This window comes from Corynebacterium sp. HMSC055G02, assembly GCF_001809065.1.
Classification (GTDB): domain Bacteria; phylum Actinomycetota; class Actinomycetes; order Mycobacteriales; family Mycobacteriaceae; genus Corynebacterium; species Corynebacterium jeikeium_D.
In genome coordinates, this window is sequence record NZ_KV795640.1 from 1 (window position 1) to 12,326 (window position 12,326).

At 61.3% G+C, this 12,326-nt stretch carries 12 protein-coding genes, 1 tRNA gene and 1 riboswitch; of the genes, 2 read left to right on the forward strand and 11 right to left on the reverse strand.

The genetic code is table 11. The annotated features are described in order from the left end of the window. Positions 1-105 precede the first annotated feature (105 nt). From HMPREF2547_RS03390 to HMPREF2547_RS03430, 9 genes are all read right to left on the reverse strand, one after another. Positions 106-191 (reverse strand) — tRNA-Ser (locus HMPREF2547_RS03390). Between the two features lie 181 nt (positions 192-372). Next, the gene (locus HMPREF2547_RS03395) at positions 373-720 is read right to left on the reverse strand and encodes a metal-sensitive transcriptional regulator (protein ID WP_065421667.1); all 348 of its coding nucleotides are present in this window, start codon (positions 718-720) and stop codon (positions 373-375) included. Then, on the reverse strand, positions 713-2,923 hold the full coding sequence (locus tag HMPREF2547_RS03400; protein ID WP_070604699.1) for a heavy metal translocating P-type ATPase: 2,211 nt from the start codon (positions 2,921-2,923) through the stop codon (positions 713-715). Before HMPREF2547_RS03400 ends, HMPREF2547_RS03395 begins: the two co-directional genes overlap by 8 nt. Before the next feature lie 20 nt (positions 2,924-2,943). Beyond that, complete coding sequence (locus HMPREF2547_RS03405) at positions 2,944-3,153, reverse strand: heavy-metal-associated domain-containing protein (protein ID WP_049172422.1); 210 nt, start codon at positions 3,151-3,153, stop codon at positions 2,944-2,946. A 37-nt stretch (positions 3,154-3,190) separates the two neighbouring features. After that, positions 3,191-4,369 (reverse strand): HNH endonuclease signature motif containing protein, encoded by a 1,179-nt coding sequence (locus HMPREF2547_RS03410; protein WP_049172423.1) that lies wholly within the window; start codon positions 4,367-4,369, stop codon positions 3,191-3,193. Between the two features lie 120 nt (positions 4,370-4,489). Beyond that, positions 4,490-6,010, reverse strand: a complete 1,521-nt coding sequence (locus HMPREF2547_RS03415; protein WP_069359018.1) for an AMP nucleosidase — start codon at positions 6,008-6,010, stop codon at positions 4,490-4,492. Between the two features lie 77 nt (positions 6,011-6,087). Beyond that, a complete protein-coding gene (locus HMPREF2547_RS03420; protein ID WP_016421862.1) occupies positions 6,088-6,441 on the reverse strand; it encodes a hypothetical protein in 354 nt (117 codons plus the stop codon). A 10-nt stretch (positions 6,442-6,451) separates the two neighbouring features. Continuing rightward, a riboswitch (SAM riboswitch) is annotated at positions 6,452-6,572 on the reverse strand. Between the two features lie 89 nt (positions 6,573-6,661). Next, the gene (locus tag HMPREF2547_RS03425) at positions 6,662-7,900 is read right to left on the reverse strand and encodes an Nramp family divalent metal transporter (protein WP_016421861.1); all 1,239 of its coding nucleotides are present in this window, start codon (positions 7,898-7,900) and stop codon (positions 6,662-6,664) included. A 68-nt stretch (positions 7,901-7,968) separates the two neighbouring features. Further along, a complete protein-coding gene (locus tag HMPREF2547_RS03430) occupies positions 7,969-8,421 on the reverse strand; it encodes a flavodoxin family protein (RefSeq protein ID WP_016421860.1) in 453 nt (150 codons plus the stop codon). Positions 8,422-8,563: 142 nt separating this feature from the next. Between HMPREF2547_RS03430 and HMPREF2547_RS03435 the strand changes: the two genes are divergently transcribed. Beyond that, positions 8,564-8,911: a DUF4288 domain-containing protein gene (locus tag HMPREF2547_RS03435; RefSeq protein ID WP_016421859.1), complete on the forward strand. Its 348-nt coding sequence runs from the start codon at positions 8,564-8,566 to the stop codon at positions 8,909-8,911. A 264-nt stretch (positions 8,912-9,175) separates the two neighbouring features. On the opposite strand, the gene gluQRS is transcribed toward HMPREF2547_RS03435, so the two are convergent. Next, positions 9,176-10,114 carry a tRNA glutamyl-Q(34) synthetase GluQRS gene (gene gluQRS / locus HMPREF2547_RS03445; RefSeq protein ID WP_070604704.1) on the reverse strand — a complete coding sequence of 313 codons (939 nt, stop codon included), beginning with the start codon at positions 10,112-10,114 and terminating at the stop codon, positions 9,176-9,178. 29 nt (positions 10,115-10,143) lie between these two features. Then, the gene (locus tag HMPREF2547_RS03450) at positions 10,144-11,427 is read right to left on the reverse strand and encodes an MFS transporter (protein WP_168161655.1); all 1,284 of its coding nucleotides are present in this window, start codon (positions 11,425-11,427) and stop codon (positions 10,144-10,146) included. A gap of 201 nt (positions 11,428-11,628) precedes the next feature. Here HMPREF2547_RS03450 and HMPREF2547_RS03455 point away from each other — a divergent pair, with 201 nt between their 5' ends. After that, positions 11,629-12,321: an ArsR/SmtB family transcription factor gene (locus tag HMPREF2547_RS03455; RefSeq protein WP_070546592.1), complete on the forward strand. Its 693-nt coding sequence runs from the start codon at positions 11,629-11,631 to the stop codon at positions 12,319-12,321. Positions 12,322-12,326: the final 5 nt, after the last annotated feature.

A 12,326-nucleotide genomic window follows, 5' to 3' on the forward strand; every position in this document is an offset into this window, starting at 1 on the left:
CGGAAAAGACACACTTTTCTTTACTTAACCCGGCATACACTGCAAATCCACTCACCTGCATAAATACAAGAAAACCCCCGGCGTAAACCGGGGGTTTTCACTCTGCGGAGGATGTGGGATTTGAACCCACGAGGGATGTGACTCCCGCACGCGTTCCAGGCGTGTGACATAGGCCGCTAGTCGAATCCTCCAACGTCGTTAAAGACTACCCAACAAACCCCATTTTCCCAAAACGCTCCCCCTACCAGGGAAAACGAGGCATTGAAGCGGCACTCCCGCGCAATCGGTGCAACCAACAGCAACCAACTCCGGCTGCCGACTGCCGACTGCCGACTGCTGTTTCGCCCCCCACTCCCGGAATTTTTCCGGGAGTTACTTAGCCAGCCGAGCAATCGCCGCCGAGGCCTCCTCCAGCTTGGCGTCCAACTCCTCCGGGCCGCCCTCAGCCGCATGCACCACACAGTGATGGAGGTGAGCATCCAGAAGAGTTAACGCCAACGACTTCAACGCCGAATTCACCGCCGAAATCTGGGTCAAAACATCGATACAGTACTCTTCGTTCTCAATCATCCGACCAATGCCACGAACCTGCCCCTCAATGCGACGGATACGGGATTCATAACGCCGCTTCTCCACGAGATAACCGGGATCAGTGGTGTCATGGCAGCAAGAATCGTCGTCAAGCGAATGCGATTGCGACGAACAACAAGACTCACTCATGAGTTACTCCTTTTTGAATACCTGGTTGACTCGGAGAAAAACCGCGCAGACGCAGACTGTTGCCGACCACAAAAACCGACGAAAACGCCATCGCAGCGCCAGCCAACATCGGATTCAACAACCCCAGCGCGGCGACAGGAATTGCCAAAACGTTGTAGAAAAACGCCCAAAAAAGATTCGAACGAATCGTGCGGAGCGTCCGGCGTGACAACCGCAGCGCATCCGCAGCCGCCAACAGATCACCACGCACCAGCGTGATATCCGCAGCCTCCATCGCCACATCGGTGCCCGTGCCCATCGCCATGCCCAAATCCGCCTGCGCAAGAGCCGCAGCATCATTGATGCCATCGCCGACCATCGCCACACACGCGCCGCCAGCCTGCAACTTCTCAATCGTCGCGACCTTATCCTCCGGCATCACTCCCGAAATCACATCCTCGCGAGCAATACCGACCTCATCTGCGACCCGAAACGCCGGGCCGGCGGCGTCGCCGGTCAGCAGAATCGGCCGCACCCCCCACTCCCGGAATTTCGCGACCGCAGCCGCCGACGTCGGCTTCACCGAATCCGACACCTCCAACGTGCCCAGGAGCTCGCCGTCGCGGCGCACCGCAACCACCGTCCCCCCACTCCCGGAATTTTCCCCGGAGCGGCCGACCTCGATGCGGTGGCCATCCACGGTGCCTTCAACCCCCACTCCCGGAATATCCCGGAAATCCGAAACCGGGAGTAGAGAATCCGGATCCGCCGCACGCACAATAGCCTGCGCAATCGGGTGGTGCGACGCCGCCTCCACCGAAGCGGCAAGCGGCAGCAGATTTTCGGGAGTGGGAGGGACCTCCGTCAACTCCATCACACCCGTAGTCACCGTGCCGGTCTTATCCAGCACAACCGTGTCGACCTTCCGCGCCGACTCCAGCACCTCCGGGCCACGCAGCAGCACACCAGCCTTGGCACCTTCACTCGTGCCGACCAGGAGCGCTGTGGGCGTCGCTAAGCCAAGCGCACACGGGCACGCGATGATAAGCACGGCGACCGCGGCCGTGACCGCCTCACTCGCGCCGTGCCCCGTAAACAACCACGCGCCGAGCGTGACCGCGGCGATCACGATGACGGCGGGCACGAACACTCCCGAAACCCGATCCGCCAGCCGCTGCACCGGCGCCTTACCCGTCTGCGCCGCCTCGACCATCGCCGCCATCTGCGCCAACTGCGTCTCCGAGCCCACGCGCGTCGCCCGCACGAGCAGCCGCCCTGACGTATTGATTGTCGCTCCCGTCACCTCATCGCCAGGGCCGACCTCGACAGGCATCGGTTCGCCGGTCAGCATCGACGCATCCACCGCCGACGCGCCCTCCACGACAACGCCGTCCGTCGCGATCTTCTCACCAGGCCTAACGACGAACACCACTCCCGGACGGAGCTGTTCCACGGGCAGCCGCTTCTCCACTCCCGAACTTTCGAGAACGGAGACATCCTTGGCGCCAAGCTTCATCAACTCCCGGAGTGCCTGACCGGCGTTGCGCTTGGAGCGCTTCTCGAAGTAACGACCAATCAGCACAAACATGATGATGCCGGCCATCGCCTCGAGGTAGATGTTCATATCGGCATCACCAGGAGTGACCGTGAAGTGGAACTCGTGCTTGAGCCCCGGCAGCCCGGCACGCCCGAAGAACAACGCCCACACACTCCAGAGGAACGAAGCGGTCGTCCCCATAGTGATCAGCGTGTCCATGGTGACCTCGCCATGACGCAGATTCTTCAGTGTCGCGCGGTGGAACGGCCAGCCGGCCCACACAAAGACCGGCGCCGAGAGCGTGAGACACAGCCACTGCCAATTAGTGAACTGGAGGGCAGGGATCATCGACATTGCGATGACGGGAGCGGTGAGGATGACAGCGCCGATGACTCGGTTGCGCAGGTCTTCCAGCTCCCGGTCTTTCCCTTCGGGAGCAGCACCCGGTTCCTGTTCGGGCTCCTCCTGCGGAAGCTCAGCGGTGTACCCCGCTGCCACGATTGTGTCGATCAGTTGCTGCGGGTTGATGTCCGCCGGCGCCTCCACATGCGCCTTCTCGGTCGCATAGTTCACGCTCGCGTTAACGCCATCAAGTTTGTTCAGCTTGCGTTGGATACGGTTTGCGCACGACGCACACGTCATCCCGCCGACGGGGATATCAAGGGTGAGAAGTTGCTGCTCAGACATCCGCTTTCCTCTTTGGGGGTTTAGTTTGCGACCGCCTTGTAGCCAGCTTCATCCACTGCTGCGATTACGGCAGCGGTGTCAATGTCTGCATCCGAGGTCACGGAAAGGAAATTCCGGGAGCGGTCAACCTGGACATCAGTGATTCCCGGGAGTTCAGAGACTTCCTCCCGCACCGATGCCTCGCAGTGTCCGCATGTCATGCCAGTAACAGTAAAAGTTTGATTAGCCATACCCCAATATATACCCCCTATGGGTATATCTGTAAAGCTATTCGCGCTGACGGTAGCCCGAGTAGGCCCGCCCCGCGAGAGCTGTCGGGAAGGCAAGGTTGAATTCGGGCGGCGCGTGCGGAGACGGCGGGTGGCGGTAGACCGCGCCGGAGCCGTCGTCACGCTCGAGGTGCCCGTTGAGGCCTTGCCTGTCATCATCGTTGGCGGCGTTGTGTTCTTTGCAGGTCATGACCATGTTTTCCATAGTCGTGGCGCCGCCGTTTTTCCTGGCGACCAGGTGATGGGCCTGCCCAGCGTGGGCGGGGCGCGGGCACCCGGGCCACGCGCAGATGGGGTTGTCGAGGATCATCGCGATGCGCTGTTCCTCCGTCGCCAGGCGCGGGTTGTGTATCGGGAGTAGGTCGGTCGGCGTGTTGTGCTCGTCGTAGACCAGCACCCAGCCGGTGTCCGCGAGCAATGCCTCGACGAATTGTCCGGGAGTGAGGACGGAGCCGTTGGAGGTCGCCGCAAACCGCGGGCTGTACTCCACGATGTCTTGCGCGGTTACGATGAGCGCGGGCTGGTAACGGAGCTTGTCGACGTCGTCAAGCGGCCCCTCCGACCCGTGTGCCAAGCGTTCTGCCAGCGCCTGACCGACACACCGATCCCGGGTGTAATCCTCGTGCGCTTTGGCGATTTCAGCTGCGCGCACGGTCAGCGGCGCGACCAGGTCGTCAATCATGTTCGCCGGACCAGTGACCTGCAGATGCTTCATCCCGCGGATGTCCGGATTCCGGGAGACGTGGGCGCGCAGGTGCTGCGGCGGCTCGTCGGTGCGGTTGAGCTCCTTGACCTTGGTGCGCATATAGGTGTCGAGGCCCTCGAAGTCGTAGGCCGCGGCAGCGCGGGTGAAGTCCAGGCGGTAGTACTCCCGGATTTCGACGTTGTTGAGCTGCCCGGAGCGCTTGTCGATCTGCATCACCGTGTCCAGCGACAGCTTCAGCTCCCGGGCGATCGCGACGGCCTTGTCGCGGGATTCGACGTCAACATCCTTCTCGACCGTGCCGAACAGCCGCTCGGCACAGCGCAGCAGGCGCTTGAGGCGGAAGGGGTCGAAGCCGATGCTGGCTGCCAACTCCCGGTGCCCGGTGGATTTTTCCGGGAGTGCGGCGCGCAGGTCGGCGAGCACGTCAATACCCCGTGTCGCCAGCGCGCTGAGCAGTCCCAATGTCGTCATGGGGCTAAGGCTAGTTTCCGGGAGTGGGCGGCTTCAATCGCTTTTTGGCGTTGTCCACAGCCGTCGTAAAGCATGCACAATCTGCACAAACGGGCTTGACGACGCACTCCCGAAAGTGCCCTACCGGAACGCAACCTCTCCCACCGGCCGTCGCAACTTCCGGGAGTGGAGGGTGTCGGGAGCCGCGGCCATGTCCTCGCACGCGCGCACGGCGGCCATGAGGTGCTCTTCCTTGGAGGACTGGTAGAACTCGCGGGCGGATTTCGGGAGTTTGGGTTTGTCGTGCAGCGGCATGTCGGAGACGCTGAGTAGCGCGCCGTAGGGCACGCGGAAGCGGTAGCCGTTGGCGGCGATGGTGGCGGATTCCATTTCGACGCCGATGGCGGTGGATTTCTGCAGCTCTCGGTAGAGGTCGGCCTGGGAGCGCCACTCCCAATTGCGGTCGGAGGTCGACAGTACGGTGCCGGTGCGTAGGCGCTTTTTCAGCTCATCGCCGGTGAGTCCGGAGACGCGGGCGAGCGCGTTGGTGACGGCGAGCTGAATTTCCGCAATTGGCGGGATGGGTTTTTCCAGGGGCACGTAGTTGTCGAGGACTCCGTCGGCGCGGTCGTAGCCGTTGGCGAGAATCATGTCGCCGATGCGCATGCGACCGTCGAGACCGGCGCAGTGTCCGACCATCATCCAGCAGTGCGGTCGCGTGACGGCGAGGCAGTCGGTGATGGTTTTGGCGTTCGAGGGGCCGACGCCGATGTCGATGATGGTGATGCCGCATTGGTCGTCGCGGAGCAAGTGGTACGCCGGCATCTGCGAGGCGTGCGCGTGCTGGCGGCAAATTCCGGGAGTGGGGATGGCGCCGATGTCGTAGCGCTGCCCACCCGGGCACGCCAGCGCCGTGTACCCGTGCGGATTTCCGGGAGTGAGGGTGGCGGCGTATTCGAGGAACACGTCCGTGTGCAGCTGGTAGTTGGTAAATAGCACGAAGCGCTGGATGTTTGCGGCGTGCGACCCGGTGTAGTGCTCGAGGCGCTGGAGGGCGAGGTCGATGCGCTGGGCGGTAAAGAGGCTCAAGGGTTTGATGAGCAGGCCCAGGTAGTCGGCTTCGCCGTCGGCGATGGTGTCGTCGATGCTGGCGGAGTCGATGGGGGTAAACGTCTTCTCCACTGCCGCCAGCATGCTTGCCGACGCCCCTTCCCTCCCCGCCGCTTCCTCGGCGGCCGCGTCGAATCCGCGGCACATCCGGAGTGGGATGGGCTGGTCGGAGACGCGCACCTCGACTTCGCCGCCGTGGTTGGCGAGCAGGTCGGTAATTTGCTCGATGAGGTAGGTGCGGAACATCACCGGGCGGGTGATGGTGGTGGCATACACTCCCGGACGGTCGACGAAGCCGTGTGACAGGGAGGGGTCGACATCCTCGACGGCGCTGCCGGCCGGGACGGTGAAGCGTAGTTCGGGGTAGTAGGCGCGCACCGGCCCACTCCCGGAATTTCCTTCGGTGGCGGCGGTGTACTGCTCGACTAGGTAGGCCATCCCTGCCCGGTGGATTTCGGTGAGCCGGTCGACGGCTGCGGCGGCGTCGGTGTAGAAGTCGCCTTCGCCTTCGGTGGGCCAGAACGGGGGTGTTGCGGAGTCTCGTACCTGCATAGCCCAAGGCTAGGCGGAGAGGTTCCCGCTCGCATCCGCGCCGCGCTCATCACGCCAGGCACGCTCACGCAACCAGCTCAGTGCCGGCTCCACACTCCCTCGCGGCTGCGGCGGACCTCAAAGACCTGGTGCACATGGTAGCCGCCGATGGTGGGGATGGTGAGGAAGTGACGACCGTCGTCAAGCTCGTGCCAGAGTATGCGGCCGTAGCGTACGCCGTCGCGGACGTGGGCGCTGAGGTAGTCGGCGCGTTGCTGGCCGCGGAGGGTGGCGTAGAAGGCGGGGTCGACGGGTAGTTGGACGAGATTCCGGGAGTGGGGGTCGATGTCGGCTTCTTGCAGCCGGATGGCGACGGGTCGGCCGTCGACGAGAAGGTCAGCGGTGTGACGGCTGAGATGGATGATGTGGACGTCGCTTATTGTGGTGTGCATTTGGCGCTCCTATTCGCTCTTCCCCGCAGGCGGTCTGTGGGGCTGATCTTCCTTTGGGGCACCGGGTCCGCGAATCGGGCGGTTGCCTATCGACGCTGTCAAAGGCCATTTCTCGTCGATATCTTGTGATCGTGTCGCCCACCCTAACACCAACTAGACAGCTTTGTCTACCATCTCCCGCACGCTTTACGACGAGGCCCCCACCTCCCCCTCCCGGAAGCTACCCCTTCCCCGTCAGCACCAGGACCACCAGCGCCACGTTGAGCGCGATGATGAGCCCGCAGATAACCCACGCGACCCGGCGCAGTAGTGGGGTGTTGGCCCAGATGCCCATCTCGGCACGCGAGGAGGTCATGCGCACCAGCGGGACCAGCGCAAACGGGATGCCAATCGACAGCACCACCTGACTGAGCACCAGCGCCCACGTCGGCTCCACGCCGCTGGCGATAATGAGCAGCGCCGGAATGATGGTGACTATTCGGCGCACCAGCAACGGCACGTGCACCTTCAGCAGGTCGCGCATAATCAGGTCACCGGCGTAGCAACCGACAGAGGACGACGCCAGCCCGGAGGCCAACAACCCAACGCCGAAGAGCACGCCCACCACGGGGCCAAGCACGCTGGTCACGGCAGCGTGAGCGCCTTCGATGGAGTCAGTCCCCTCCACTCCCGGAAGTGCTTCGGCCGCGAGACACAGCATGCCGATATTCACCGACCCAGCCAGCACGAGGGCACCGAAGACATCGATACGCGTGGCCCGTAGGTGCTGGCGCAGCGAGGAGTCATCTTCCACCTTGTACTCGCGGTCGCGCACCAGCCCGGAGTGCAGGTAGACCGCATGCGGCATCACGGTCGCCCCCAGCATGGATGCCGCCAGCACCACGGTGTGCGCGCCTTGGAAGCGTGGCAGAATTCCGCTGGCCATCTCCCCGAGACTCAGGCCCGTGACAAACAGCCCGGCCAGGAACCCCACCGTAATGACCAGCAGGAACGTCACAATCACGCCCTCAAAAGTGCGTTGCGAACGCCCACCCTGAAGCAACAACAGCCCCAGCGAGACCACGCCAACAATGACACCGCCAAGCAGCATCGGCGTCCCAAAGAGCAGGTACAGCGCCGTGGCGCCACCAATAATTTCCGCCACATCCGTCGCTGCCGCCACAATCTCGGCCTGCACCCAGTACGCCAGCCGCCCCGGCCGGTTCGAACCGAAGCGGTCGGCGACACCTTCGGTCAGCGACCGCCCCGTCACCAGGCCGTACTTCGCCGACAGGTACTGCACAACCATCGCCATGAGGTTGGACACCACCAACACCCACAGCAGCAGATACCCATAGCTCGCGCCCGCGGACAGGTTCGCAGCCACATTTCCGGGGTCCACGTAGGCAATCGCCGCCACAAAAGCAGGCCCCAGCAGACTCATCATGGGCTTGCGGTTTTTCTCGCTTGATGACGTCACTTGCGACCCTTGTGCCCCTGAATCATTCACCCGGCCATTATTTCACGGCCTCGACACTAAATCTTCAATCAGCCCAAAATTTGGGCAGCCATGGTGCCACCGAGATTTACCAGGCGGTCGGAGATGTCGTCGTCAAGCGAACCGACGAACACGACGGGTTCGGCCGCAAGCTCCCACTTGTAGCCGGTCGTGATGGTTTTCATGGCGTTTTCCGCGCCGGTGGTGTCGAAGCCGCCGCGGATCCAGTAGGAAAATGGCAGCCCCTTGGTAACTTCCTGTGCCTCCCGGAAGGTGGTGTCGAAGAAGTGCTTGAGCGCGCCGGAGATGTAGCCGAAGTTGGCGGAGGTACCGAGCAGGATGGCGTCGGCGCTGGTCAGGTCGTCAATGGTGGCGTCGAGAGCCTCGACAACCTTGACATCCACGCCCTCTAGCGCGGGATCGTTGGCGCCCTCGAGCGCGTGACTTAAGACCTCCTGCAGGAGCGGGGTCGGGGAATGGTGGACGACTAGAAGAGTAGGCATGTCCCGAGGGTATCGGCAGTGATAGGGTAAGCGCAGGTTTCAGCAACAATCCAATGTTTATCAATTCGAGTAAACGTGGCGTCCAGTAAGAAAGCCTCAAATTCGTACTGAACTAGGGGGCAATCGAAGAACGGAAAAATAGATGGAACCATACATCGGAATTGCAGTTTTTGAGTTAACAAAGCAAAGAGATTCAACCTCGGCGAATGAGAGCTTCTTCCGTGAGGACTTATACATTGTCTTTGCCGATTCTGATAGCGCCGCATACGCGCAGGTCGAAGCATTAGCCCACGAAAATGAATTAGCCCCAGAAGATCCTTCCCACTCGGGAGGATCTGTCACGTTGCGCCACATCGTCGATGTCGCCCCCGCTCTTTACGGTCGCGTCGATACAGACATCGACATCTATTCTCGCCACTTCGCATCCCTCGAGGATTACAAACGCTTCGAAATGAAATTAGGTGGCAAAGATCCTCTAGCGGAATCCTAAGACCCATATCATGAACCGCTCCCGCAATTTTGCAGTTGCTGCACTTCTCTTAGCCTTGACCTGCTACATTGGACTGTTTTTCGTCAGCACTGCGCTCTCCGATGCCTGGACAATACCCCTCGCTGCCGGAGTCTTTGGATTCGGCCTAATCGGCTTCCTAACAGCGCTAAAAGCCCGATCAAACTGTTTGGTAATCGTGGCGGCACTAGTTGCATTCGCACTCTTGCCCCTAACGTATGCGCTTGCCGTAGTTCTCGGCAGACCCTAGAAAATCACCTGTCCGCGAGGAATTTCCAGACCCGCACGCAGAGCTTCCGGGAGGTCAGCGATGGAGTCAAGTTCTGCGCCGCCATCACTACCATCGCCACCATCACTGCCGTTACCGCCACCGCCACTCAGCGAACCCAGAATCCACCGCTGCGCTGCATCCGCGGACACCTCGCCGAGAGTCACGTCGCCATCACGCTTGGACAGTCGCCGTCCTTCAGAGTTCACCACCAGCGGCACGTGCACGAACGAAGGCGTCGCATACCCCAAAAGACCAGCCAAGTACGCCTGGCGCGGGGCGGAGGACATCAGGTCATTACCACGCACGACTTCAGTGACACCCTGCTCGGCATCATCGACGACGACCGCGAGGTTGTAGGCCCACATGCCATCGGCACGCTGAAGGACAAAGTCATCGATCGGGGCGGTAACCTCGCCATGCAGCTCATCGGTCGCAGTCCCCTCACGCACCTGCGATTTCAGGCGTATCGACGGCCTCCTCCCCGCCGCCGCAAATTCGGCCTTTTTCGCGGCGAGGTGCTCGTCGTCAAGCGAACGGCAGGTGCCGGGATACTGACCTGGCACGTCGTGCGGCGCGGAGGAGGCGGCAAGGATTTCGCGGCGCGTGCAGAAACAGGGATAAGTCAGGCTGCGTTGCGTGAGATCGGAAAGTGCGGATTCATACAGCTCAGAGCGTTCGGACTGGCGGATCGGCGTGCCATCCCAGTCGATGCCGATGGCCTCGAGATCGGCGAGCTGCTGCGCCTCATACTCGGGGCGGGAGCGCTGGCGGTCGATATCTTCGATACGCACGATGAAGCGGCCACCCTGCGCGCGGGCGTGCGCCCAGGCCAGCACTGCGGTGCGCAGGTTTCCCAGGTGCAGCCGACCGGTCGGCGAAGGGGCGTAGCGGCCGGTGATTGAATTAGACGACATGGCTACAACGGTAGTTAATGTCGCGCGCTCTACGTAGCTGCCGTATTTTCCGTAGCCGTCACGGCTTTCGCAGTTTGCCGACTACCCGCCACTGCGACCGCAACGGATAGCACTGCGAATGCGATACAAACAATTCCAACCACCGCGCTACTTCCGCCACTCAGCCCCGCCGCGAGCGGGCCAACTGCCGTTCCCGCATAGCCCACGATGTAGTAGCTGGAAACAGTCGCAGCAAGGTCCTTTCCACGTGCCGCTTCCGAAACCCGCAGCAGCGAATACTTGAAAGAAATCCCCTGGCCGACACCACAGATAACGGTTGCGATAATCAGCAAAACAGCATTTGAGCTAAGCAAACTCACTGTTGCGCCACCCAACCCGAGCGCGAGAATCACCAAGCCCACCGGATACGAGACCCGCTGCGCCCTCCGCCCGAGCATCACCTGCGTCACTGCCGATACTCCAAGCATCAAAGCTGTAATCGACGCAATCTTTAGCTGCGTATCGAAGCCCATATCCTTCGCAGCCAGCGGGACTACGGACTGGAAGAGACCGTTGACTCCATACGCACAACCAATCGCTAACGCTCCCGGAATGAAAACTCGAATCACATCTCGAGCCACACCAAACTGCGGCCGCCAGCTCACCGAATTTCTCTCGAAACTACGCTCCCGCACGCGCGCGACACCAACCATCGACATCACGGTGAGCGCTGCGTAAATCCAATACGGCATCTGCAGCGGCGACGATGAAAACTGTGCCACCACAGCCGAGGCCAACGGCCCCAGCGCCAATGCCCCGGAGACAGCAACCGTGCTTGTGAGCGCACCAATCTGCGTGAGCAATTTCTCCTGCAACAAGGCAGTAAAAGAGCCGGTTGCTAACCCTACGGAAAAGCCTGACACAATTCGGGCGAGATATAAGACGGCCTCATGTGAATCGACCAGCGCCGCCGCCAAGAACATCAGCGTTGAGACCAAGGACAGCCCCATGCTGGTAAGCGCAATGGGTTTTCGCCCGAGCGAATCCGACAAGTGGCCGTAGGCCAGCGTAACGATGACTCCTACTGCGTAACAGGCAAAAACCACCACTGTTTTATCGGTGCTCAGCCCCCAGTCGCGCTGGTAGATGGCATATAGTCCGGAAGGCATCGTGCTGCCAATCACCACGATGACCAGCCCCAGCGCGAGCGCTACTCCATCTCGGACATTGGCGGTTTTTGCGGCGTTCGCTCGGGCATCAACAGCATCAGTAACACCCGCAGCCTTTGCAGCCTTCGCGTCAGCGTCACCTGCTGCACCTGCCAAACCTGTCATCTCCACCCCTCCGGCCATTTCATGCTTTCTGGTTATGGAAAGTATGTTTTCACAAAATAGTTTGGATGACTAGACTTTCGACAGAACTAACTCGCAGCACCTTACGTCGTCACGCCCAAACAAACCGCAAAACGCCCGTTCAGCCCACCCTTTCGCTTACAACCACTTGCCTCAAAGACCACAAAGTGATTCGCTAACACCATGAAACAGCGCACGTACTTCGAGCAGGCAGCCGCGATTGCCGCAGAATGCTCGTCACCTGTGCGCCTGGCAATCCTGGAGTACCTTCTCAAAAACGGTCCCACTCGCGTGCGCAGCCTCGCCGAGTCCACCAACATCGCAGAATCGACGCTGTCCAACAATCTCCGGCGCCTCCGCGAAGCCGAAATCGTCGATGTCGAACGACAGGGGAAAACTGCGACCTACTCCATCGCTAACCCCTCGATACGCCAGGTAATTGCCAATCTTTTCCAGGCTGCAGGCGCCGACACTGCCGCACCCATCCCAGAGCACCAACCAGCAGTTACCTTCGCCCGGTCTTGCTACGACCACCTAGCAGGATCTCTCGGAGTACAACTCACTCGGGCTCTGTTCGCCAAAGAAGCACTCATCACCGACGCCGGGGACGTCACCTTTGGCCCCAACGCCGAGAAATGCTTCGCCTACCTCGGCACTGGCCTATCCAGCCTCGACGCAAGCAGGAAGACAGCGTTCCTCTGCAAGGACTGGACACACGCCGACTCTCACCTGGCCGGATCGCTCGGCGCCGCGCTCCTACGAGGCTTAATCTCAAAGGGCTGGTTGACCCCAATCCCCAATTCCCGCGGACTCGAACTCACGGCAGAAGGCAAAGTCGGCCTCGAAGACTTCATCGGCACTCGCTTGGAGCCCTGAGCGGC

Coding starts and splice junctions, on each gene's coding strand:
- HMPREF2547_RS03410 (WP_049172423.1), bottom strand. CDS start 4,369: ATGACGACATTGGGACTGCTCAGCGCGCTGGCGACACGGGGTATTGAC.
- HMPREF2547_RS03435 (WP_016421859.1), top strand. CDS start 8,564: ATGGAACCATACATCGGAATTGCAGTTTTTGAGTTAACAAAGCAAAGA.
- HMPREF2547_RS03415 (WP_069359018.1), bottom strand. CDS start 6,010: ATGCAGGTACGAGACTCCGCAACACCCCCGTTCTGGCCCACCGAAGGC.
- gluQRS (WP_070604704.1), bottom strand. CDS start 10,114: ATGTCGTCTAATTCAATCACCGGCCGCTACGCCCCTTCGCCGACCGGT.
- HMPREF2547_RS03420 (WP_016421862.1), bottom strand. CDS start 6,441: ATGCACACCACAATAAGCGACGTCCACATCATCCATCTCAGCCGTCAC.
- HMPREF2547_RS03455 (WP_070546592.1), top strand. CDS start 11,629: ATGAAACAGCGCACGTACTTCGAGCAGGCAGCCGCGATTGCCGCAGAA.
- HMPREF2547_RS03395 (WP_065421667.1), bottom strand. CDS start 720: ATGAGTGAGTCTTGTTGTTCGTCGCAATCGCATTCGCTTGACGACGAT.
- HMPREF2547_RS03400 (WP_070604699.1), bottom strand. CDS start 2,923: ATGTCTGAGCAGCAACTTCTCACCCTTGATATCCCCGTCGGCGGGATG.
- HMPREF2547_RS03405 (WP_049172422.1), bottom strand. CDS start 3,153: ATGGCTAATCAAACTTTTACTGTTACTGGCATGACATGCGGACACTGC.
- HMPREF2547_RS03450 (WP_168161655.1), bottom strand. CDS start 11,427: ATGACAGGTTTGGCAGGTGCAGCAGGTGACGCTGACGCGAAGGCTGCA.
- HMPREF2547_RS03430 (WP_016421860.1), bottom strand. CDS start 8,421: ATGCCTACTCTTCTAGTCGTCCACCATTCCCCGACCCCGCTCCTGCAG.